This is a genomic window from Mycolicibacter sp. MU0083, assembly GCF_963378075.1.
Taxonomy (GTDB): Bacteria; Actinomycetota; Actinomycetes; order Mycobacteriales; family Mycobacteriaceae; genus Mycobacterium; species Mycobacterium kokjensenii.
Genome location: NZ_OY726394.1, coordinates 3084195 through 3106717 on the forward strand (window position 1 = coordinate 3084195; position 22523 = coordinate 3106717).

At 71.4% G+C, this 22523-nt stretch carries 24 protein-coding genes and 1 riboswitch; of the genes, 19 read left to right on the top strand and 5 right to left on the bottom strand.

Annotated elements, in window-relative coordinates; genetic code table 11:
• Positions 1-28: 28 nt before the first annotated feature.
• From RCP38_RS14460 to RCP38_RS14495, 8 genes are all read left to right on the top strand, one after another.
• The gene (locus tag RCP38_RS14460) at positions 29-1036 is read left to right on the top strand and encodes an SMP-30/gluconolactonase/LRE family protein (protein ID WP_308473625.1); all 1008 of its coding nucleotides are present in this window, start codon (positions 29-31) and stop codon (positions 1034-1036) included.
• Positions 1037-1061: 25 nt separating this feature from the next.
• Entirely contained in the window at positions 1062-1298 is a 237-nt protein-coding gene (locus RCP38_RS14465) for an antitoxin (RefSeq protein WP_308473626.1), read from the top strand.
• Entirely contained in the window at positions 1291-1656 is a 366-nt protein-coding gene (locus RCP38_RS14470; protein WP_308473627.1) for a type II toxin-antitoxin system PemK/MazF family toxin, read from the top strand. The genes RCP38_RS14465 and RCP38_RS14470 overlap by 8 nt, the downstream gene beginning before the upstream one ends.
• Positions 1657-1743: 87 nt before the next feature.
• Positions 1744-2967: a D-alanyl-D-alanine carboxypeptidase family protein gene (locus tag RCP38_RS14475; RefSeq protein WP_308473629.1), complete on the top strand. Its 1224-nt coding sequence runs from the start codon at positions 1744-1746 to the stop codon at positions 2965-2967.
• Entirely contained in the window at positions 2961-3359 is a 399-nt protein-coding gene (locus RCP38_RS14480) for a DUF4345 domain-containing protein (RefSeq protein WP_308473630.1), read from the top strand. Before RCP38_RS14475 ends, RCP38_RS14480 begins: the two co-directional genes overlap by 7 nt.
• Before the next feature lie 24 nt (positions 3360-3383).
• Positions 3384-4814, top strand: coding sequence for a sugar porter family MFS transporter (locus RCP38_RS14485; protein ID WP_308473631.1), 1431 nt, complete (start codon positions 3384-3386; stop codon positions 4812-4814).
• Positions 4805-5947, top strand: coding sequence for an N-acetylglucosamine-6-phosphate deacetylase (nagA, locus tag RCP38_RS14490; protein WP_308473632.1), 1143 nt, complete (start codon positions 4805-4807; stop codon positions 5945-5947). The genes RCP38_RS14485 and nagA overlap by 10 nt, the downstream gene beginning before the upstream one ends.
• A 9-nt stretch (positions 5948-5956) precedes the next feature.
• A complete protein-coding gene (locus RCP38_RS14495) occupies positions 5957-6277 on the top strand; it encodes a GNAT family N-acetyltransferase (RefSeq protein WP_308473633.1) in 321 nt (106 codons plus the stop codon).
• A 19-nt stretch (positions 6278-6296) separates the two neighbouring features.
• On the opposite strand, the gene yhjD is transcribed toward RCP38_RS14495, so the two are convergent.
• Together yhjD and trpS are read right to left on the bottom strand one after the other, a co-directional pair.
• Positions 6297-7211, bottom strand: coding sequence for an inner membrane protein YhjD (gene yhjD / locus RCP38_RS14500; protein WP_308473634.1), 915 nt, complete (start codon positions 7209-7211; stop codon positions 6297-6299).
• Positions 7208-8227, bottom strand: a complete 1020-nt coding sequence (gene trpS / locus RCP38_RS14505; RefSeq protein ID WP_308473635.1) for a tryptophan--tRNA ligase — start codon at positions 8225-8227, stop codon at positions 7208-7210. The genes yhjD and trpS overlap by 4 nt, the downstream gene beginning before the upstream one ends.
• Positions 8228-8304: 77 nt before the next feature.
• Here trpS and RCP38_RS14510 point away from each other — a divergent pair, with 77 nt between their 5' ends.
• From RCP38_RS14510 to cobM, 5 genes are all read left to right on the top strand, one after another.
• Complete coding sequence (locus RCP38_RS14510; RefSeq protein WP_308473636.1) at positions 8305-8964, top strand: enoyl-CoA hydratase-related protein; 660 nt, start codon at positions 8305-8307, stop codon at positions 8962-8964.
• A gap of 147 nt (positions 8965-9111) precedes the next feature.
• Entirely contained in the window at positions 9112-9924 is an 813-nt protein-coding gene (locus tag RCP38_RS14515) for a nitrite reductase (protein ID WP_308473637.1), read from the top strand.
• Positions 9921-10586 (top strand): precorrin-8X methylmutase, encoded by a 666-nt coding sequence (locus tag RCP38_RS14520; RefSeq protein ID WP_308473638.1) that lies wholly within the window; start codon positions 9921-9923, stop codon positions 10584-10586. Before RCP38_RS14515 ends, RCP38_RS14520 begins: the two co-directional genes overlap by 4 nt.
• Positions 10583-12103, top strand: a complete 1521-nt coding sequence (locus RCP38_RS14525) for a precorrin-2 C(20)-methyltransferase (RefSeq protein WP_308473639.1) — start codon at positions 10583-10585, stop codon at positions 12101-12103. Before RCP38_RS14520 ends, RCP38_RS14525 begins: the two co-directional genes overlap by 4 nt.
• The gene (gene cobM, locus RCP38_RS14530) at positions 12091-12861 is read left to right on the top strand and encodes a precorrin-4 C(11)-methyltransferase (protein ID WP_308477311.1); all 771 of its coding nucleotides are present in this window, start codon (positions 12091-12093) and stop codon (positions 12859-12861) included. The genes RCP38_RS14525 and cobM overlap by 13 nt, the downstream gene beginning before the upstream one ends.
• Before the next feature lie 64 nt (positions 12862-12925).
• On the opposite strand, the gene cbiE is transcribed toward cobM, so the two are convergent.
• Together cbiE and RCP38_RS14540 are read right to left on the bottom strand one after the other, a co-directional pair.
• On the bottom strand, positions 12926-14125 hold the full coding sequence (gene cbiE / locus RCP38_RS14535) for a precorrin-6y C5,15-methyltransferase (decarboxylating) subunit CbiE (protein ID WP_308473640.1): 1200 nt from the start codon (positions 14123-14125) through the stop codon (positions 12926-12928).
• A 14-nt stretch (positions 14126-14139) separates the two neighbouring features.
• Positions 14140-14937 carry a dienelactone hydrolase family protein gene (locus tag RCP38_RS14540; protein ID WP_308473641.1) on the bottom strand — a complete coding sequence of 266 codons (798 nt, stop codon included), beginning with the start codon at positions 14935-14937 and terminating at the stop codon, positions 14140-14142.
• A 23-nt stretch (positions 14938-14960) separates the two neighbouring features.
• A riboswitch (cobalamin riboswitch) is annotated at positions 14961-15109 on the top strand.
• 20 nt (positions 15110-15129) lie between these two features.
• Between RCP38_RS14540 and RCP38_RS14545 the strand changes: the two genes are divergently transcribed.
• The 6 genes from RCP38_RS14545 to RCP38_RS14570 all read left to right on the top strand — a co-directional run bounded on the left by RCP38_RS14545 (position 15130) and on the right by RCP38_RS14570 (position 22085).
• The gene (locus RCP38_RS14545) at positions 15130-17121 is read left to right on the top strand and encodes a magnesium chelatase subunit D family protein (RefSeq protein ID WP_308473642.1); all 1992 of its coding nucleotides are present in this window, start codon (positions 15130-15132) and stop codon (positions 17119-17121) included.
• On the top strand, positions 17121-17735 hold the full coding sequence (cobO, locus tag RCP38_RS14550; protein ID WP_308473643.1) for a cob(I)yrinic acid a,c-diamide adenosyltransferase: 615 nt from the start codon (positions 17121-17123) through the stop codon (positions 17733-17735). Before RCP38_RS14545 ends, cobO begins: the two co-directional genes overlap by 1 nt.
• A 15-nt stretch (positions 17736-17750) precedes the next feature.
• Complete coding sequence (locus tag RCP38_RS14555; protein ID WP_308473644.1) at positions 17751-20105, top strand: cobyrinate a,c-diamide synthase; 2355 nt, start codon at positions 17751-17753, stop codon at positions 20103-20105.
• Entirely contained in the window at positions 20102-21043 is a 942-nt protein-coding gene (locus tag RCP38_RS14560) for a cobalamin biosynthesis protein (protein WP_308473645.1), read from the top strand. The genes RCP38_RS14555 and RCP38_RS14560 overlap by 4 nt, the downstream gene beginning before the upstream one ends.
• Entirely contained in the window at positions 21040-21474 is a 435-nt protein-coding gene (locus RCP38_RS14565) for a GNAT family N-acetyltransferase (RefSeq protein WP_308473646.1), read from the top strand. The genes RCP38_RS14560 and RCP38_RS14565 overlap by 4 nt, the downstream gene beginning before the upstream one ends.
• A gap of 122 nt (positions 21475-21596) precedes the next feature.
• Positions 21597-22085 (top strand): hypothetical protein, encoded by a 489-nt coding sequence (locus RCP38_RS14570; RefSeq protein WP_308473647.1) that lies wholly within the window; start codon positions 21597-21599, stop codon positions 22083-22085.
• Positions 22086-22090: 5 nt separating this feature from the next.
• On the opposite strand, the gene RCP38_RS14575 is transcribed toward RCP38_RS14570, so the two are convergent.
• Positions 22091-22516, bottom strand: a complete 426-nt coding sequence (locus tag RCP38_RS14575) for a nitroreductase family deazaflavin-dependent oxidoreductase (RefSeq protein ID WP_308473648.1) — start codon at positions 22514-22516, stop codon at positions 22091-22093.
• Between the last annotated feature and the right edge of the window lie 7 nt (positions 22517-22523).

Below are 22523 nucleotides of genomic sequence, written 5' to 3' on the forward strand. Positions count from 1 at the left end.
CTGTATCGGGTGCCGCCGGTCGGACACAATGGCAGCCATGCCCAAGCCACCCATCGCCCCGGTCCGCTGGCAGCCTCCCGGGTCCCGGCCGCTGCCCGATCCCGACCCCACTCCGGCGCTGACCGTCGTCGACGTACCCGGGCGCGCCCCCGAGGACGTCGTCGTCGCCGCGGACGGCGCCATCTGGACCGGCGTCGAGGACGGCCGGATCATCCGGGTCGATCCCGACGGCGCGAACCCGCGGGTGATGACCGACACCGGTGGCCGGCCACTCGGATTGGCCTTCACCGGCGACGGCGCGCTGCTGATCTGCGACAGTCACCGTGGCCTGCTGCGCTACGACCCGGCCACCGGGAAGTTGCAGACCCTGGTGAGCGACGTGGCCGGACAACCGCTGCGGTTCTGCTCCAACGCCGTCGAGGCCGCCGACGGGTCGGTCTATTTCACCGAATCCACCAGCCGGTTTCACTACGAGCACTACAAGGGGTCGGTGATCGAGGCGCTCGGCAGCGGGTCGCTGTTGCGGCTGAGCCCCGACGGCACCGTGCAGGTGCTGGCCGACGGTCTGCACTTCGCCAACGGCGTGACGTTGACCGCCGACGAGTCGGCGGTGGTGTTCGCCGAGAGCACCGGGCGCCGGTTGTCCAAGTATTGGCTGACCGGGCCGCGGGCGGGATCGATCACGGCGCTGGTCGAGGAGTTGCCCGGACACCCGGACAACATCTCCACCGGACCCGACGGCCGGATCTGGGTGGCGATGGTCTCCGATCGCAATGCGCTGGTGGACTGGTTGAGCCCGCGGGCCCCGGTGCTGCGGCGACTGTTGTGGCGGCTGCTGCCCTACCGCTGGCTGCCCGAACCGACATCGGTGGTGTGGGTGGTGGGCTTCGACGCCGACGACGGGCGGGTGCTGTCCCAGTTCCGTACCGAACATCCCGCGTTCGGCCTGGCCACCGGTGTGGTCGAGTCCGCGGGCCGGCTGTGGATGGGCCGCATCTCCGGGCCGGGTCTGGCGTATTTCGAGCTGCCCCGATAGCTAGCGCTTGATTAGACTACAAATTATGTCTACACCCACTACTACCATCCGAGTGCCGGTGCGGACCCGGGACCGATTGGCCGCCCAGGCACGCGAGCGGGGTGTCTCGATGGCCGTTCTCCTGTCGGAACTGGCCGCCGACGCCGAACGGGCGGCCGCCTTCCAGGCCGAACGCGACGCCACCCGCGCCGAAGCTGCCCAGAACACCGCCGACGACGAGAGCCACGACTGGGAATCCACCGTCGGCGACGGCCTTGACTGAGCACCGAGCGGTCCCCAAGCCGGCGCCACGCCGCGGAGACCTCTGGCTGGTGGCCCTGGGCTCCGGCCGCAGCGGCGAGCCCGGCAAACATCGTCCGGCGGTGGTCATCTCCGTCGACGACATCCTCACCGGTGTCGAGGACGAACTCGTGGTCATGGTGCCGGTCTCGAGTTCCCGGGCCCACACCCCGCTTCGGCCGCGCGTGACACCGGGCGAGGGCGTCGACACCACCAGCGTCGCCATCTGTCGCGGCGTACGTGCGGTGGCACGCAGTCGTCTGCTGGAACGCCTCGGCACGCTGCAACCCGAAACCATGCGAGAGATCGAACGGGGACTGGGGCTGATCCTGGGCCTATAGGCTCCCTCGCTGGCGGTAACTTCCACCCCACCAGCCACAGCGTGGCTCCCGCGTCCCGGCCCGTCGGTGACCTACCCTGCACACACGATGTCTTTCGTGCGCTCGGTCTCAGCCCTGGTGGCGGTGGGTTTTCTCGCCACCGCCGCCCCGCTGGCGACGGCAGATCCCGTCCCCGAACTCAATGCCGGAACGGTCGGCTGCCCCTACAAGGTCAGCACTCCGCCCGCCGTCGACGCCTCCGAGGTACCCGAGGCCGGTGATCCGCCGCTGCCGCTGCCGGTGCCGGCGACCCCGGTCGGCGGCGAGGCACTGTCCGGCTGCGGAATCGTGGTGGCCCCCGGCACCCCGCCGGTGCCCGGTGACATCTCCGCGGAGGCGTGGCTGGTGGCCGACCTGGACAGCGGCGCGGTGATCGCGGCCCGTGACCCGCACGGCCGGCACCGGCCGGCCAGCGTGATCAAGGTCCTGACCGCGATGGCGACGCTGAACGAACTGGACCCGGCCGCGGTCGTCGCCGGCACCCAGGAGGACGCCAACGCCGAAGGCACCCGGGTCGGCGTGGGCCCCGACGGCACGTTCACCGTCAACCAACTGCTGCACGGGCTGCTGATGGGATCAGGCAACGACGCCGCGCACGCGCTGGCCGTCCAGCTCGGCGGCATGGACGTGGCCCTGCACAAGATCAACACCCTGGCCGCCCGGCTCGGCGGCCGTGACACCCGGGTCGCCACCCCGTCCGGGCTGGACGGTCCCGGCATGAGCACCTCGGCCTACGACATCGGGCTGTTCTACCGGTACGCCTGGAACAATCCGGCGTTCGCGAACATCGTGGCGACCCGCACCTTCGACTTCCCCGGCTACGGCGACGTGCCCGGCTACCAGTTGGAGAACGACAACCAGCTGCTCTACAACTACCCGGGCGCCCTCGGCGGCAAGACCGGTTACACCGACGACGCCGGACAGACCTTCGTCGGCGCAGCGGCCCGGGACGGTCGCCGGCTGGTCGCGGTGCTGCTGCGCGGAACCCGGCAGCCGATTCCGCCGTGGGAGCAGGCCGCCCACCTGCTCGACTACGGTTTCGCCGTCCCGTCCGGGACCCGGATCGGGACCCTGATCGAACCCGACCCGGCCCTGCTGGCGCCCCGCGGCGCCGAGGACGGGCCGAACCCGCAGGCCATGATGCTGGCCCCGTCCGACGACGCGGTGCCGATCCGGGTCGGGGTGGGCATCTTCGGCACGATCGTCGTGTTCGCGCTCATCATGGGCGCCCGGGCGGTGAATCGCCGCCCCGGACAGGGGCCGGCATGGTGATCAGGGCGCTGCGGATATTCGGCTGGTTCACCGGACTGCTGCTGATCGCACTGGGGATCAGCCGGATGGCGTTCTCCCTGGATTCCATTCCCGACGGCCAACCGGTGAACGCGACGGTCGACAGCGAGACCCGGGCGGCCGGGGCACTGCTCATCGGCTTCGGGGTCGGCTATCTCGAGGCGTTCCGGCGCAATCCCGTGCCGGCCGGCGCGGTACGACTGCTGGCCGCCACCATGGCGCTGCTCGGACTGTCCCGGCTGATGTCGATGGCCGACGTGGGTATGCCGCACCCGGTGTTCACCGCGGCGTGCGCGGTCGAATTCGCCGCGGCGGCGCTGACGTATTGGTATGCGAGCCTGGCCGACCGCCGCGACTCGGGCATCGCGGCGTAGCACCGATCCCCTAGCGTGGGCCTCATGGGCCGATTCGGGGAACTGCGCCGATCCTCACCGCTGGCGTTGCTGGTGGGGTTGGCGGCCGCCAGCGTCGGCATCATCTACGGCTACGACCTGTCCAACATCGCCGGGGCGCTGCTGTTCATCGAGCGCGAGTTCGGCCTGAGCGAAGCCCAGCAGGAGATGGTGGCCACCGCGACGGTGATCGGCGAGATCGCCGGTGCCGCGGCCGGCGGGTGGCTGGCCAACACGATCGGCCGCAAGCGTTCGATGGTGGCGGTGTCGATCGGCTATGCGGCGTTCGCGTTGCTGGGGGCCGCGGCGGTGTCGGTGCCGATGCTGACCGTGGCCCGGTTGCTGCTCGGGATCACCATCGGGGTCTCGGTGGTGGTCGTCCCGGTGTTCGTCGCCGAATCCGCGCCGGCGGCGGCCCGGGGCGCGTTGCTGGTCACCTACGGGGTGGCCACCGTGCTCGGGATCATCGCCGGATATCTGTGCGCCTACCTGCTGGCCGGTGCCGGCAACTGGCGGGCGATGCTGGGACTGGCCGCCGTCCCGGCCGTACTGGTGACGTGGGTGCTGCTGCGTGTGCCCGATACCGCCCGCTGGTATCTGCTCAAGGGCCGGCTCGACGACGCCCGCGCGACCCTGCGCCGCATCGAACCGGGCGCCGACGCCGAACGGGAGCTGACCGAGATCGGCCGCACCCTGCGGGAGGAACAGCAGGGCGGTGTCGGGGTGCTGCGCGAGATGCTGCGGCGACCGTATCTGCGGGCCACCCTGTTCGTGGTGACGCTCGGCTTCTTCATTCAGATCACCGGGATCAACGCCATCGTCTACTACAGCCCGCGACTGTTCGCGATGATGGGCTTCGAGGGGGACTTCGCCCTGCTGATCCTGCCGGCGCTGGTGCAGGTGGCCGCGCTGGCGGCGATGCTGATCTCGTTGACGTTGATCGACCGGGTGGGTCGTCGCCCCATCCTGCTGTCCGGTATCGCCACGATGGTCGCCGCCAACCTGCTGCTGGTGGCGGTGTTCGCCGCCGGCGACGTGTTCGGGGACGCGTTGGCCGCACTCAAATTCGGCGGAGTGCTGCTGTTCACCGTCGGCTATACGTTCGGATTCGGTTCGCTGGTGTGGGTGTACGCCGGTGAAAGCCTGCCGTCCCGGATGCGGTCGATGGGGTCGTCGGCGATGCTGACCTCCGACCTGGTGGCCAATGCGATCGTGGCCGCGGTGTTTCTGACCATGCTCACCTCGTTGGGCGGTGCCGGAACGTTCGCGGTGTTCGGGGGGCTTGCCGCGCTGAGTCTGGCGTTCGTGTACCGCTATGCGCCGGAGACCAAGGGCCGCCAACTCGAGGACATCCGGCACTTCTGGGAGAACGGCGGCCGCTGGCCCGACGATGAGCTCGCTGTCGGCACCGATCTGGATTCCTCGACATGCCGGTGATCGCCGCGGGCACCGTGGTGCTGGGCGACCGGGTCTGCCGCCCCGGCTGGCTGTCGGTGACCGACGGGCGGATCGCCGACTGCGGGGCCGGGCCGCCGCCGGTGGCGCCGGACGTCGATCTGGGCGCGGCGGTGGTGGTGCCGGGCTTCGTCGACATCCATGTCCACGGCGGCGCCGGCGGCGGCTATGCCGACTCCCCCGCCGATATCGACCGCGCCGCGACGCTGCACGCCCGACACGGCACCACCGGCGGATTGGCCAGCCTGGTGACCGCCGCCCCGAAGGCGCTGCTGGCGCAGGTGCGCACGCTGGCCGACGCGACGCGACGCGGCGTGGTGGACGGCATCCACCTGGAGGGGCCGTGGCTGAGCCGGGTGCACTGCGGCGCCCACGACCGCGCCTGGCTGCGCGCCCCCGATGCCGCGGAGGTCGATGCTCTGCTGGCCGCCGGTGACGGCACGATCCGGATGGTCACCCTGGCCCCCGAGCTGCCCGGCGCCCTGGCCACCATCCGACGACTGGTGGAGGCGGGAATCGTTGTGGCCGTGGGGCATACCGATGCCGACTACGACCAGACCCGGGCAGCCGTCGACGCCGGGGCGACCGTCGCGACGCACCTGTTCAATGCGATGCGCGCACTGCACCACCGCGATCCGGGACCGGTGCCCGCACTGCTGTCCGATCCCCGGGTGACCGTCGAGGCGATCGCCGACGGGGTGCACCTGCACGAGGGCACGATCCGGCACATCGTGGCGACCGCGGGCCCGCAGCGGGTCGCGCTGGTGACCGACGCGATGGCCGCCGCCGGTGTCGGTGACGGCGTCTTCACCTTGGGCGGGCTCGACGTCGACGTCGTCGACGGGGTGGCCCGGTTGCGCGGTACGACGACCATCGCCGGCAGCACGGCGACCATGGACCGGTTGTTCGCGACCGCGGTGCGCCTGCTCGGTGAGCAGGTCGACGCCGACACCGCCCTGGCGGCCGCCGCGCGCATGACCGCCACCACGCCGGCCCGCACGCTGGGGTTGCACCGGACCGGGACGCTGGCCGCCGGCCGCGACGCCGACCTGGTTGCGCTGGATCGGGATTGGCGGGTGTCGCGGGTGATGCGGCGCGGCGCGTGGGTGGGTTAAGCTGCGAAAATGAGCGAACCGACCGTCACCCACGACAATCGGCAGTACCGGATCTCCGTCGACGGCGAGCAGGCCGGATTCGCCGACTACATCGAGGCCGGCGATCAACGGATCTTCCACCACACCGTGATCGACAAGGCGTTCGGCGGGCGGGGTCTGGCCGGGATTCTGGTGGGCGCCGCGCTGGCGGACACCCGGGCGGCGGGCAAACGTGCGGTGCCGTCCTGCTCGTTCGTGGCGGGCTACATCGCCAAGCATCCGGAGTTCGCCGACCTCGCCGACCCGGTCACCGAGCAGACCGATGCGGCGGTGCGCGCCGCGGAGCACTGAGCCCCGACGGCCCGTCGGGTCAGTCCGCGCGCAGGTTGTCCGCCGACGTCGCCGCCCAGGCGGTGGCGAACAGGATGAGCCGTGCGGTGATGTAGGCGAACACCAGCAATCCCAGCACCGGCCCGAACACCGCCCCGGCCGGTCCGTTGATCACCGACTGCAGGTAGACCGAACCCGCCTGTTTGAACAGTTCGTAGCCGACGGCCGCGATCGCACCGGCCCGCATCGCGCTGACGAAACCGACCGACTCGCGGGGCAGCCGGGCGATCATCCAGGTGAACAGCAGCCACGACACCACCACCGCCATCCCCAGCGACGCGAACCGCAGCACCGCACTGAGCAGATCGAAGTCGGGAACCCCCAACCAGCGCAAGATATTTCGCATCAGCTTCGGATCGGCCAGTGCGGTCAGCGCAACCGTGACCAGCATTGCGGCGAAGGCCCACACCATCGCAACCAGATCAGACAGCTTGCTCGAGACGAAGCCCTTCTTCTCCGACCGGGTCTCCCACATCTCCGAGAGCGCCTCGCGCAGGTTGGCCATCCAGGTCAGCCCCACCCAGCCGGCGGTGGCCAGGCCGATCACCCCCACCGAAGCGCGCGAGGAGATCGCGGTGTCCATCAACGTCACCAGTTCGGCACCGAATTCGCCGGGGATCGAGTGCCTGATCCGCGCCTCGATGTCGTCCAGTACCTCGGGACGTCGCGAGAGCAGGAACCCGCCGACGGAGAAGCCGACCATCAACAGCGGGAACAACGCGAAGATGGTGTAGTAGCTCATCCCGGCGGCGAAGAAGTTGCCCTGGCACTCGTCGTAGCGTTCCTGGGCGCGCATCACGTGGTCGAACCAGCCGTAACGAGACCGCAGCCGGTCGACGATTCCCGGCTTGGACCGCCCGGCGGTCTCGGCGTTCTCGTTCACGGCGTCGCTCATGACCGCGGCGGCAGGAATCCCACCCGGTCGTACACCCGCTCGATGGTCGCCGTGGCGACCTCGCGGGCGCGGTCGGCGCCGGCGGCCAGCACCGCCTGCAACTCGGCCGGATCGTCGAGCAGTTCGTCGACCCGGGCCTTGATCGGGGTGACGAACTCGGCGACGGCGTCGGCGGTCTCCTTCTTCAGGTCGCCGTAGCCGCGGCCGTCATAGCTGCGCACCAGGGCGTCCAGATCGGTACCGGTGACCGCGGCCTGGATCGTCAGCAGGTTCGAGATGCCCGGTTTGGCCTCCGGGTCGTACCGGATCTCGCGTTCGGAGTCGGTGACCGCCGAGCGGATCTTCTTGGCGCTTTTCGCCGGATCGTCGAGCAGGCTGATCAGCCCGGCGTCGCTGTCGGCGGACTTGCTCATCTTGGCGGTCGGATCCTGCAGGTCGTAGATCTTGGCGGTGGCCTTGGGGATCATCACCTCGGGGACCACGAAGGTGTCCGGGTAGCGGGAGTTGAAGCGTTGCGCCACATCGCGGGCCAACTCCAGGTGCTGACGCTGGTCCTCCCCCACCGGCACCAGTTGGGTGTTGTAGGCCAGCACGTCGGCGGCCTGCAGCACCGGGTAGGTGAACAGGCCCACGGTGGCCGAATCGGTGCCCTGCTTCTGCGACTTGTCCTTGAACTGCGTCATCCGCGAGGCCTGCCCGAAGCCGGTGAAACAGCCCAGCACCCAGGCCAGTTCGGCGTGCGCGGGCACGTGGCTCTGGACGAAGACGGTGCTGCGCGCCGGGTCGATACCCAGGGCCAGGTATTGGGCGGCGGTCACCAGGGTGCGCCGGCGCAGCGTGGCGGGGTCCTGCGGCACGGTGATCGCGTGCAGGTCGACGACGCAGAAGAACGCCTCGTTGTCGTCCTGCAGCCCGGTCCACTGGGCGACTGCGCCCAGGGCGTTGCCCAGATGCATCGAGTCGGAGGTGGGCTGGACGCCCGAGAAGACGACGGGGCGGGAAGTGCTAGTGCTCATGATCGTTCGATCCTGTCACGACACGGGCCGGGCGGGCACACCTGGTAACACCGCGACGGCTCTGAAAGGATCGCCCCGTGAACCTGAGCTATGAGGACAACATCGCCGTGCTGGACCTCGGCGACGGCGAGAACCGGTTCTCCCCGGACTTCCTCGACGAGATCGACCGTGTGCTCGACGACGTCCTGGCCGCGGGCGCCGCGGGCAGGGCGCACGGGCTGGTCACCACCGCGACCGGCAAGTTCTACACCAACGGCCTGGACCTGGACTGGCTGATGGCCAACGGGGACCGCACCGACTGGTATGTCGGCCGGGTGCACGCGCTGCTGGCGCGGGTGCTGACGCTGCCGATCCCGACCGCCGCGGCGGTGGTCGGTCACGCGTTCGGCGCCGGGGCGATGCTGGCCATCGCGCACGACTTCCGGGTGATGCGCGCCGACCGCGGGTTCTTCTGCTTCCCGGAGGTCGACATCCGGATTCCGTTCACCCCGGGAATGACGGCGCTGATCCAGGCCAAGCTCACCCCGCAGGCGCAGGTCGCCTCGATGACCACCGGCCGGCGCTTCGGTGGGGTGGACGCGGCGGCGTTCGGGATCGTCGACGCCACCGCCGGCGAGGGGGCGGTGACCCCGGCCGCTCTCGAGTTGCTGCGCCCGTTGGCCGGCAAGGATTCGGGCACGCTGGGCGCGATCAAGACCGGCATGTTCGGCCCGGCGGTCGCGGCCCTGGGCGGCTAGATCTCAGCCGCCCCGGCCGTCCACCGGAGGGCGCGGGCACCGCTGCCGCCCGCCTCTGCGCGACAATCAGGCGGTGCTGCCGAACATGTGCCCTCCCCCGTGTCCGGAGTACGACCGATGAGGACGAGGGCCGATCGGTGCCCGGGTGTGCTGCGTCCCTGGCCCGCCGACGACGGCCTACTGGTGCGGCTGCGCCTGGTCGGCGGCCGGTTGCCCGCGGTCGCACTGGATCGGCTGCTGCAGGTCAGCCACGAATTCGCCGATGGATCGGTCTACCTGACCGCCCGGGCCAACCTGCAGTTGCGCGGCTTGGCCGGCCACGACGGACGACTCGCCCCCGAGGCGGTGGCCGCGGTGGAGTCGACCGGACTGCTGCCGTCGCGCAGCCATGAACTGGTCCGCAACATCCTGGTCTCGCCGCAGAGCGGCTACGCCGGCGGCCGGGCCGACCTGCGGCCGGTGGCGGCCCGGTTGGACACCCTGCTGTGCGCCGATCCCCGGCTGGCCCGACTGCCCGGCCGGTTCCTGTTCGTGCTCGACGACGGCCGCGGCGACCTGTTGGACCGTTCCGCCGACGCCGGCCTGGTGGCACTTGGCGACGGCGCGGCGCAGTTGCGGGTCGGTGCGCACTGGGGCCCGGTGATCGATGTCGCCGACGCCGCCGAGCGGCTGGCGGAGCTGGCCGGAACGTTCCAGGCGGCGCGCGGTGACCGGCCGGACGCGCCGTGGCACATCCGTGAGCTGCCGTCGCCGCTGCTGTCGCCCGTCGCCCCCGACCCGCGTATCCCCGCCTGCTCGGGTCCGTTACCGTTTGGCAGCGTGCCCGGCGGTACCCATGTGCAGGTGCCCGACGGCGTGCTCACACCGGATCGGGCGCGCTCCCTGCTGGAGCATGCCGAGCTGGTGGTGACGCCGTGGCAGGGTGTCTACATCCCCCAAGCCCAGGAGGCGAATCGGTGAGCAGGCCCACGCGCCCGTCCCGGCACTACGACTACATCGACGACGGCCCGGCCATCTACGTCGAATCGTTCGCCACCATCCGCCGCGAATCGGACCTGTCCCACATCCCGGCGTCCGCCGAGCGGCTCGCGGTACGCATGATCCACGGCTCCGGGCAGACCGATCTCGCCACCGACCTGGTGATCCACCCCGACGCGGTCCCGGCCGGGCGCGCCGCACTCGACGGCGGGGCACCCATCCTCTGCGACGCCCGGATGGTCGCGGTCGGCGTGACCGCCGGTCGCCTGCCGGCCGGCAACGAGGTGCGCTGTTACCTGCGCGACGAGCGGGTGCCGGCACTGGCCGCCGAGTGGGGCACCACCCGGTCGGCGGCGGCGGTGTCGCTGTGGGAGCCGGAGCTGGCCGGCGCCGTGGTGGCCATCGGCAACGCCCCCACCGCGCTGTTCCATCTGCTGGAGATGATCCTCGACGGCGGGCCGCGCCCCGCGGTCATCGTCGGCTGCCCGGTGGGATTCATCGGGGCGGCCGAGTCGAAGGCGGCGTTGGCCGCCCTGCACGCCGACCACGGCATCGACATCCCGTTCGTGACCGTGCGCGGCCGGCGCGGCGGATCGGCGATCACCTCATCGGCCCTGAACGCCCTGGCCTCGGAGCAGGAATGACCGGCACCTTCTACGGGGTGGGCCTGGGGCCCGGCGACCCCGAACTGATCACCCGCAAAGCGGCCCGGATCATCGCCGACGCCGATGTGGTGGCCTATCACGCCGGGGTCAACAAGGCCTCGTATGCGCGCACCATCGCCGCGGAGCTGATCCGCCCGGGCGTACTCGAAGAGGAGCTGCGCTACCCGGTCACCACCGGGGTCACCGACCACCCGGGCGGCTACGCCGGCGCACTCGCGGACTTCTACGAGGCCTCCGCGGCCCGCCTGGCCGCCCACCTGCAGGCCGGCCGCACCGTGGCGCTGCTGACCGAGGGCGATCCACTGTTCTACGGCTCGTTCATGTACATGCACGACCGGCTCTCGCCGCGCTTTGCCACCGAGATCATTCCGGGGATACCGGCGTTCTCCGCCGCCACCGCCGCGCTCGGTATGCCGCTGGTGCGCCAGACCGACATCCTGACCGTGCTGCCGGGCACCCTCGACGAGCACGAGTTGGCGATGCGGCTGGCCGACACCGACGGCGCGATCATCATGAAGCTGGGCCGCACCTTCCCGGCGGTGCGCCGGGCGCTGGCCGCCGCGGGCCGCCTCGAGCACGCCTACTACGTGGAGCGCGCCAGCCATCCGCAGCAGCGCTGGCTGCCGGTGACCGAGGTGGACGAGGCGAGCGTCCCATATCTGTCGCTGATCGTCGTCGACGGCGATTCCCGCAACGGGCAGCGGTCGCGGACCTCGGCCGACCCGGTACCGGCGACCGTCGAGCCCGTGGCCCCACCCGCCGAACTGTTGGTCATCGGCCTCGGCCCGGGACCCGACGGCTGGCTGACTGGTGAGGCCGCGGCGGCCTTGGCGACCGTCGACCACGTGGTGGGCTACGGCCCCTACGTGGCGCGGGTACCGCAGCGCGCGGGCCTGCAACGGCACACCTCGGGCAACACCGTCGAGGTGGACCGCGCCCGGTTCGCCCTGGATCTGGCGGCCCGCGGCGAGAAGGCGGCGGTGGTCTCCGGCGGCGACGCCGGGGTGTTCGGGATGGCGGCAGCGGTGTTCGAAGCCCTGGACGACGCCGAAGACGATCGCTACCAACATGTTTCGGTACGCGTGCTACCGGGGGTCTCGGCGGTGCAGGCGGTGGCCGCGGCGGCCGGTGCACCCATCGGGGCCGACTTCGCGGTGCTGAGCCTGTCGGATCGACTCAAGCCGTGGGCGGTGATCGAGTCGCGGTTGCGGGCGGTCGCCGAGGCCGACCTGGTGCTGGCGATCTACAACCCGGCTTCGCGGGCCCGCCCCGATCAGATCGCGTCGGCCCGCAAGATTCTGCTGGAACACCGTGATCCGGCGACGGTGGTGGTGGTCGGCCGCGATATCGGGCGCGCCGAGGAATCGTTGACGGTGACCACTCTCGGCGATCTGGACACCGACACCATCGACATGAAATGCCTGGTCCTGGTTGGCGCTTCGTCGACCCGCGTGACGGGTTCCGGGCGGGTCTGGACGCCGCGATGGGTGCGCTAGCGATCCGGTTCGTCGGCGCCGGGCCGGGCGCCGCAGATCTACTGACCGTGCGCGCCGCCCGGTTGCTGGCCGACGCCGACGTGGTGCTCTTCCCGGGAAGTTACCTGGATCCGCAAGTGCTGGAACACTGTTCACCGGGCGCCGAGCTGATCGACACCGCAAAGCTGGATCTGGACGCGATCGTCGACCGGCTGGTGACCGCCCACCGGGCCGGCCGCGCGGTGGTGCGACTGGTCTCCGGCGATCCCTCGCTCTACAGCGCGGTCTTCGAGCAGACCCGGCGACTGGACGCCGCAGGTGTGCCGTGGGAGGTGACGCCGGGGGTGCCGGCGTATGCGGCGGCGGCCGCGGTGCTGGGCCGTGAGCTGACCGTGCCGCTGGTGACCCAGTCGGTGGTGCTGACCCGCACCCAGGTCGCCTCGACCGCGATGCCGCAACGCGAAGCGCTGGCGTCGTTCGCCGCGACCGGGGCGACCCTGGTGCTGCACCTGGCGATCACCCGGATCCGCGCCCTGATGGCCGAGCTGGCACCCGACTACGGCCCGGACTGCCCCGCCGCGGTGGTCTATCGCGCCTCGCAGCCCGAGGAGCTGGTGCTGCGCGGCACGGTCGCCGACATCGCCGACGCGGCGGAGGCGGCGGGGCTGCGTTCGGCCGCGGTGATTCTCGTCGGGCCGGCGCTGGCCGATCGGCCCGACCCGTGCGGCGGGGAGAGCCACCTCTACGACCCGGCGCGGGACCGCTCACGCCAGGATTAGCGCCCGCCGACGCGGACCCGCCCGCTCGGCCGCTCGCCTGCGGTGCGGCCGTGCAGCGGCGAAGCTAGGTCGCCAGCGCCCACTGGGTGACGGTGCGGCCCGGCGTCCAGCCGGTGAAGGTACCCAGCGGCGCGGCGTGTTCGACGTGGATGCGGGTCAGCTCACCGCCGTGCTCCCGGTAGGCCTCGATCAGCCGTGTCTCGGTTTCCAGGGTGACGGCGTGCGCCACCAACCGGCCGCCTGGCCGCAATGCGGCCAGGCAGGCGGCCAACACGCCGTCGCGGCTCAGCCCGCCGCCGACGAACACCGCGTCCGGTGCGGGCAACTCCGCCAGCGCATCCGGGGCGGAGCCGTGCACCACCTGTAGCGCGGGCACCCCGAGATGGCGGGCGTTGGCCGAGATCCGTTGGGCTCTGGTCTCATTCGCTTCGACGGCGACGGCACGGCAGGACGGGTGCGCGCGCATCCATTCGATGCCGACCGAGCCGGCGCCGGCGCCGACGTCCCACAGCAGCTGCCCGGGCGCCGGGGCCAGCCGGGACAGCGCGGATGCGCGCAGGTCGCGTTTGGTGAGCTGCCCGTCGTGGTCGAAGGCGTCATCGGGCAACCCGGCGGACCAGCCGTGGGCCGGCGGGCCGACCAGGTCCAGCGCGACGATGTTGAGCCGCGGGACGGCACCGGTGAAGTCAGCCGCCGTGGTGTCCAACCGGGATTCGGCCGCACTGCCCAGGTCGGCCAGCACCGTCAACCGGCTCGCCCCGTAGCCGCGCTCGGTCAGCAGTGCGGCCAGACGCCCCGGGGTGGTCTCGTCCGAGGACAACACCAGCACCCGCCGGTTGGGTGCCAGTTCGCGCAGCACCGCATGCACGTCACGGCCCACGACGCTGACCACCGACACCGATTCCGCGGGCCAGCCCAGCCGGGCGCGGGCCAGGGTCACCGAGGAGACCGCCGGCACCACCGTCACCCGGTCGGCTCCCAGCAGCCCGATCAGCGTGCTGCCGATACCGCTGAGCAGTGGATCCCCCGACGCCAGCGCCACGATCCGCCGCCCGGCCAGTTCCTCGAACAGCGCGGGCAGCCCGGCGTGCAGCGGAGTCGGCCAACTCAGCCGCCGCTGGCCGTCCGCCGCCGGCAGCAGACCCAGTTGGCGGGGCGCGCCGATCACGACGTCGGCGCCGGCCACCAGGTCGCGGGACGGCTCGGGAAGCCCGGCCCAGCCGTCGGCACCGATTCCGACGACGGTGACGCGTGCGGCGGGCATGGCCGGAATCGTAGCTAGCTCAGCCGTTCGGTGAGGAACTGCACCACCCGCTTGCGGGCCTCGTAGGCGGGGTGGCCGTCGACCTCGCGGACCTGGTCGGTGAGCACCGAGTGCGCCATCCGGGACAAGCCGTCGGGGTTGCCCGGCGAGGAGTCGATCTCGATCACCTCGAAGGCGTCCCCGAGGCGCGCCTTCAGCGTGGCGAAGCGGTCGCCGGGGGCCATCTTGTCCTCGCTGAACCGCAGGCCGAGCGCGCACAGGCCGTCGTTGGCGACCCGATCGGCGATCACCCCCATCTCGACCTCGGAGAACCCGGGGTCGCGGCGCTGTTTGAGCGTCAGCGGTAGCGGCACCGACGGTTGGCTGAGCACCGGGGCCAGCACGGCGTCGTCGACCGCGGCGGCCAGTGCGAAGCCGCCGGTGAAGCACTGCCCGATCACCCCGACGCCCTTGCCGGGGGTCTTCTCGTTGAGGTCGCGGGCCAGTGCGCGCAGGAACTGGGTGACCGGACGCTGCTTGTCGGTGGCGAACGCGGCGAATTCCCGGGTCACGCAGGCGCGCGCGATCGTGGTCAATGCATAGCCGGGCGTGATCGCCTTACCGGCGGTCCCGAACAGCGACGGGATCACCACGGTGAACCCGTTCTCCACCAGGTGATTTCCCAGCGCCAGCACGCCGGGGTGTGCGCCGGGGATCTCCGGGATCACCACCACGCCCGGACCCTGCCCCTTGCGGTACACGTCGTGGGTGAAACCGCCGCCGGTGAACGACTCGGCGACCCATCCGGTCAGGTCTGCTACAGGTGCACTCACAGCTCAGGTGTCCTTTCGGTCGGGCGGGGCCAACAGCGCTGAGTGTTAGGGTATCGGCGCGAAGTGCCAGGGAAGTCGGTGCGACTCCGACGCAGGCCCGCTACGGTGTTCCGCGGCGCGCTGCATGCGTGCTCCGGTCAGTCCGAATACCGGCTTCGCGTTGCCAACACCGGCATCACGAGCGGAGCCTCCATGCAACAGCTGTATCCCTTCCCCGCCGTCCTCGGTGGTGATCCGGACGCCCCGGACGGCCTCGACGACATGGCGCTGGCGCTTGTCCTGAGCGCGATCTCCCCCGGTATCGGCGGGGTGCTGATCCGCGGCGAGAAGGGCACCGCCAAGTCGACGCTGGTACGGGCACTCGCCCAAGTGCTGCCGCCCATCGACGTGGTGGCCGGCGACCGGTTCTCCTCCGATCCCGCCGAAGCCCACCCGTTCTCCCCCGACGGCCCGTTCCCCGCCGATGCGGCCGTCGAGACCCGCCCGGTTCGGCTGGTGGAGTTGCCGGTCGGTGCCACCGAGGACCGGGTGGTGGGGTCCATCCATCTGGAGCGGGCCCTGAGCGCCGGCGCCGTCGACTTCGAGCCGGGACTGTTGGCCCGCGCCCACCGCGGCATCCTCTACGTCGACGAGGTGAACCTGCTCGCCGACCACCTGGTGGACCTGCTGCTCGACGCGGCCGCGATGGGCCGGCTGACGGTGGAACGCGACTCGGTCTCGGTGACCCATGCCGCCCGATTCGTGATCGTCGGGACGATGAATCCCGAGGAAGGCGAGCTGCGCCCGCAGTTGCTCGACCGGTTCGGGCTGACCGTCGAGGTCTCGGCGCCGCGCGATCCGCTGGTGCGAGCCGAGGCGGTGCGCCGCCGCCTGGCGTTCGACGCCGACCCGCAGGGCTTCGCCGCGACCTACGCCGCCGCCGAAGAGCGGCTGCGGGATCGGATCCGCACCGCTCAGGAGGTGCTGCCGCAGGTGGCGCTCACCGATGCCGCCCTGGTCAAGATCGGTGAGATCTGCGCGGCGTTCGACGTGGACGGCCTGCGCGGCGACATCGTGTGTGCCCGTACCGCGGTCGCCCATGCCGCTTGGCAGGGCCGCGATGCGGTCACCCTCGAGGACCTGCGGGTTGCGGCGCGGCTGGCCCTGCCGCACCGGCGGCGCCGCAAGCCGTTCGACGCCCCGGGCCTCGACGAGAACGAACTCGACGAGTTGCTGCCGCCGGAGGATTGCGGTCCGGTGCCCGATCCCGATCCCGATCCGGATCCCGAGGGGCCGCCCGACGGGCCGCCGGAGGGTGGCGACGGTGCTCCGCCGCCGGCCGAGCAGCGTGGCCCGACTCCGTCTCAGCCCGGGGCGACATCGACAACTGCCGCCGACTCCCCTTACCGAGCACGGCTTTTCGCCGTCGAAGGCGTCGGCGAGGGACACGCCGGCCGGCGCAGCCGGGCCCGCACCAGTTCCGGGCGCCGGGTTGGCGCCACCCCGTTCGGCACCGCCGGGGGCCTGCACCTGTTCGAGACGCTGCGGGCCGCGGCACCGCACCAGGGTGCCCGGGGCCGCGTGGGGGGCCGGATGCTCCTGCAGGCCGGCGATCTGCGCCGCGCCGTCCGGGAGGGTCGCGAGGCCAACCTGGTGCTGTTCGTCGTGGACACCTCCGGTTCGATGGCCGCCGTCGAGCGGATGCGGCACGTCAAGACCGCCATCCTGTCGTTGCTGCTGGACGCCTACCGGCGCCGCGACCGGGTGGCGGTGGTGACGTTCCGGGATACCGGGGCGGAGTCGGTGTTGCCCCCGACCGGCTCGGTGGAGATCGCCGCCGTCCGACTCGATGAGTTGCCCGCCGGCGGCCGCACCCCGCTGGCCGAGGGCCTGGCCGAAGCCGCCGATGTGATCCGGCGGGAACGGCTGCGCGACCCGGCGTGCCGTCCACTGCTGGTGGTGTTGACCGACGGCCGGGCCACCGCCGGAGCCGACGCCGTGGGGCGGTCGCACCGGGCGGCCGATCAACTTGCCCGGCAGGGTGTTTCGGCAGTCGTGGTGGATTGCGAGAACGGCCGGATGCGGCTCGGGTTGGCGGGCACGCTGGCCGAGCACCTGCGGGCCGAATACGTTCCGCTGCCGCAGGTCAGTGCCGAAGCGTTGACCGACGTCGTCCGCGATGCCACCGGAAGAGGAGCCGCCTGATGCCGCAGGGACAACCGTTGACGGTGCCCGATGACAACCTGACCACCCGGCAGCGCCGCAACCGGCCGCTGCTGATGGTGCACACCGGCGACGGCAAGGGGAAGTCGACCGCCGCGTTCGGGCTGGCGCTGCGCGGCTGGAACCAGGGCTTTCGGATCGGGGTCTTCCAGTTCGTGAAGTCCGCGAAGTGGCGGGTCGGCGAGCAGAGCGTGCTGGAGCGCCTGGGCGCCCTGCACACCGAGACCGGTGAGGGCGGGCCGGTGGAATGGCACAAGATGGGATCCGGCTGGTCGTGGAGCCGCAAAGCCGGCGACGTCGAGGACCACGCCGGTGACGCCGCCGAAGGCTGGGCCCAGATCAAACAACGCCTGGCCGACCAGACCCATGATCTGTATGTCCTCGACGAGTTCACCTACCCCATCAACTGGGGCTGGGTGGACATCGACGACGTGGTGCAGACCCTGACCAACCGGCCCGGCCACCAGCACGTCGTCATCACCGGCCGACGGGCCGATCCGCGGCTGATCGAAGCCGCCGACCTGGTCACCGAGATGGGCAAGATCAAGCATCCGATGGACGCCGGCCAGAAGGGCCAGCGCGGCATTGAATGGTAAAGGCGCGGTAGGGGCATGACCCCGCTCCCCCGAATCGTCGTCGCCGCACCGGCATCCGGGCACGGCAAGACCACGGTGGCGGTCGGGCTGATGGCGGCGCTGGCCGCCCGCGGTATGGCGGTCAGCGGGCACAAGGTCGGCCCGGACTACATCGACCCCGGCTACCACGCACTGGCCACCGGACGCCCGGCCCGCAACCTGGACCCGTACCTGGTCGGCGTCGAGCGGATCGTGCCGCTGCTGCTGCACGGCGCATCCGGTGCCGACATCGCCGTGATCGAAGGCGTGATGGGGCTTTTCGACGGGCGCCTGGGCGCCGACGGTGACGCCTCCACCGCCCATGTGGCCGCGGTGACCGCCAGCCCGGTGGTGCTGGTCGTCGACATCTCGCACGCCTCGCGGACCCACGCCGCCGTGGTGTCGGGCCTGGCCGGTTTCGACCCGGCGGTGCGCATCGCCGGAGTGGTGTTGAACAAGGCCGGCAGCCCACGTCATGCCGACGAGGTGGTCGCCGCGTTGCGCCCCAGCGGTATTCCGGTGCTGGGTGTGCTGCCCCGCGACACCGGGGTGCAGACGCCGTCGCGGCATCTGGGGCTGGTGCCGGCCGCCGAACGCGACGAGGCCGCCGACATGACGGCCCGGCTGGCCGAGTTGCTGGAACAGCATGTGGACCTCGACGCGGTGGCGGCGCTGGCGCGACGGGCCCCGGAACTGGCCGGTGATGCCTGGGATCCGGCGGCCGAGGTGACGGCGCCCTCGGGGGATCGGCCGGTGGTGGCGGTCGCCGGGGGGCGGGCGTTCACGTTCGGCTACACCGAGACGTTCGAACTGCTGCGCGCCGCCGGGTGCCAGACGGTCTGCTTCGACCCGCTCACCGACACCCACCTGCCGGCCGGTACCGCCGGAATCTATCTGGGCGGCGGATTTCCCGAGGTGTACGCCGAGCAGCTGGGCGCCAACACCGCGCTGTTGGGTGCGCTGCGGGCGGCGATCGCCGCCGGTGTGCCGACCGTCGCCGAGTGCGGCGGGCTGGCCTACCTGTGTCGTCGGGTCGGCGAGGACGTCGGGGTCGGGGTGTTACCGGGTGCCGCGGCCATGACCCCGCGCCTGACCCTGGGGTATCGGGTGGCCACCGCGTCGGGCGACAACCTGCTGGCGCGGGCCGGCGATCAGGTGACCGGCCACGAATTCCACCGCACCGACGTCGTTTTCGACGACGGCGCCGTCGATGCGGCCTGGCAGCTTCCCGGCGGCCCGGACGGTGCGGCGGGCCCCGGCCTGCATGCCTCCTATCTGCATACGCATTGGGCCGGCCATCCGGTCCTCGCGCAGCGTTTCGCCGACGCCGTGCACGGGTTCAACGGCCCGGATCTGCATCATCACGGTGATGTCGAAGCGCGCGCGGGACTGCTCGATTTCGCCGTCAACGTCTACGCCGGGCCGCGCCCGGACTGGCTCGAGCAGGCGTTGCACGCTTCGATCGACGACGCGGCGGCCTACCCCGATGCGGCTGAGGCCCGGGCCGCGCTGGCCGCGCGGCACGGCGTCACCGAGGCGCAGGTGCTGCCCACCGCCGGTGCCTCCGAGGCGTTCGATCTGGTGGCCCGGTTGCGGCCGTGGCGAGCCCCGGTGGTGGTGCATCCGCAGTACACCGGTCCGCACGCCGCACTGACCGCGGCCGGCCACCACGTCGGCACCGTGTTGTGCCGGGCCGAGGACGGGTTCGCCCTGCATCCCGACGAGATTCCCGAGCACGCCGACCTGGTGATCGTGGGCAACCCGACCAATCCCACCGGGGTGTTGCATCCGGCGGCGACGCTACGGCGGCTGTTGCGCCCCGGTCGGGTGGTGCTGATCGACGAGGCCTTCCTGGACGCGATCCCCGGCGAACCGGAAAGCCTTTCCGCGCAAAGCCATCCGGGACTGCTGGTGAGCCGGAGCCTGACCAAGCACTGGTCGATTCCCGGGGTGCGTGCCGGATATCTGCTCGGCGATCCGGCCCTGCTGGCCGACGCGGCCCGCCTGCAGATCCCGTGGTCGGTGTCGGCGGCGGCGGTCGCGGCCATGCTGGCCTGTTCCGATGAGCGGGCCGCACGCGAAGGCGAACACCGGGCCCGGCGGTTGGCGGGCTGGCGGGAACACCTGGCGCGGGGCCTGGCCGGGCTCGGGGTGCCGTTCGTCTCCGGTGCCGCACCGTATGTGCTGGCCCGCGTCGGTGCCGGCGTGCATACCGCGTTGCGGGACAGCGGCATCGCGGTGCGCCGCGCCGACACCTTTCCGGGCCTGGACGGCGACTGGGTGCGGATCGCCGTCCGGCCACCGGAGCTGACCGATCACCTGTTGGGGACCCTCGACCGGATCCGGCGGTGAGCGCGACCAGAGCGCTCGGACTGGCGCTCGGTTATGCCGCCGACCGGGTCTGGGGCGATCCGCGCCGGTGGCATCCGGTCGCCGGGTTCGGTCGGTGTGCGCACGCGTTGGAGCAGCGTCTCTACCGTGACGACCGGGCGGCCGGTGCCGGGCATGTCCTGATTCTGGTCGGCGCCGCATCCGGGCTGGGCTATGTGGCCGAACGGTCGCTCCGAAACCCGTTGGCGCGCATTGCACTGACGGCGACGGTCACCTGGGCTGTGCTCGGCGGGCGTTCGCTGGAGCGTGAAGCCGACGCGGTGCACGCGCAGCTGGCCGCCGGCGACCTCGAGGCCGCTCGGACGCAGGTGCGCAACCTGGTCGGTCGGGATACCACCGCCCTGGGCCCCGATGAGATCGCACGCGCGGTCGTCGAATCGGTGGCGGAGAACACCTCGGATGCGGTGGTGGCGTCGCTGGTGTGGGGTGCGACGGCCGGCGTTGCGGGCCTGGTCGCACACCGCACCGCGAACACGCTCGACGCCATGGTCGGCCATCACAACACCCGATACGAGCGGTTCGGTTGGGCGGCGGCACGATTGGATGATCTGCTGGGCCTGCCCGCCGCGCGGTCGGCCGGACTGCTGGCCGCCGCACTGGGGCCCGACCCCGTCGGCGCGCTGCGGGCGTGGCACCGCGATGCCCGACACCATCCCAGCCCCAACGCCGGGGTGGTGGAGGCCTCCTTCGCCGGGGCGCTGGGACTGCAGCTCGGCGGGGTCAACACCTACTACGGAAATCGGCGTGAAGAACGCGCGCGGATGGGTTACGGTCGGGCGCCGGAACCGGCCGATATCCCGCGGACGACCCGGCTGGCCCGGCGCGTGGGTGTGGGCGCCCTGCTCGCGGCGGCCCTGTGGTGCGTGCGCCGGGACGAGACGAGGAGACGACGGTGGTGACCGACGATGCTGTCGTGTTCTCCGACGATGCCGCCCGGGTGGATCGGGACTGGCTCTGGAGTGAGCTTGTCGCGCACACCTATTGGGCGAAGTACCGCACCCGCGAGATGTTCGACCGCCAGCTGGACGGTGCCTGGCGCACGGTGGGCGCCTACCGGGCCGGCGACGGCGCGATGGTCGGCTTCTGCCGGGCGGTCTCCGACGGTGTCGCGTTCGCCTACCTGGCCGACGTGTACGTCGCCCGCGATCAGCGGGGCCACGCCATCGGCAAAGGGTTGTTGCGGACGATGATCGACGACGGGCCCGGCCGGGAGTTCCGGTGGACGCTGCACACCGCCGATGCACACGGGCTGTATTCGCAGTTCGGTTTCGCCGCCCCGGACGCGACCTATATGGAGCGGCCCAGCCGGTTGGCGCATATCCGGGACTGAGACCGGCGGGCGGTTATCCCCAGTTGCGGGTCAGCTCACAGTTCACAGTGGGACGGGGCCGCCGGAGTCCGACGAAAAGCCGTGCCGACTTTAGCGTCGGGTCCATGCCTCCCCATTCGTGGGTGACGTTGATCGTCGGCAGCCTAGCGGCCATCGGTGTCATCGTCACCTGGCAGCAGAAGAACCGGGCCGACCGGCGTAGTGAATGGTGGCGGCGCACCACCTGGGCTTTCGAGCGGACGTTCAGTGCGAACGACGCCCAGGCCCGGCTCGGCTGGGACATCCTGGCCACCCTTATCCGGTCTAGACTGGCGACCGTCGACGACAATGACATCGCCCAGGTAATCGCAGAACACGCAACCGAAGGCGTGCCGATAAGGAGGGCAACGATGTCGACCGAAGGCGCCCCTGAAGACACCGGACGCCGGGATTCCGTGACAGACCTCGATGTCCGCATCGCCGCTGCCCGCGTCGCCGTAGAAGCCAGCAAGAGGACCGGCCGACCCGTCTCTCCGCGCGTCATGGAACTGGCGAAGTTGTCGCCCCTGTACGACCGTCCCCGCCCGCCTCGACGTGGCTGGCGGCGGTGGCTCTCCCGTCTACTCCCCTGATCCGCTCAGTCGCCGGTTCTGATCAGCTCCACCACCGGGATGACCCGCGCGGTGCGCTCGCGGTACAGCGCGAAGCCCGGGTACCGCTCGGCCTGGATGTCATAGAGCCGGTCGTGCTCGGCACCGGTGATCTCGGTGGCGGTGACCGGGAAGGACTCGGTGCCGATCTCGACCGTCGCCGCCGGGTTCGCCCGCAGGTTGTAGTACCAGCTGGGGTGGGCGTCCTTGCCCTCGTTGGAGGCGAACACGATGATCCGGTCGCCCTCGGGCAGATACATCATCGGGCTGGTGCGCTGCTGGCCGGACTTGGCGCCGATGGTGGTCAGCAACAGTACCGGCGCGCCCTCGAACGGGCCGCCCAGTTTGCCGCCGCTGCTGCGGAACTCGGCGATGTTACGGGCGTTGAACTCCAGGGTGCGTTTGGCGTCCACGGGGCAG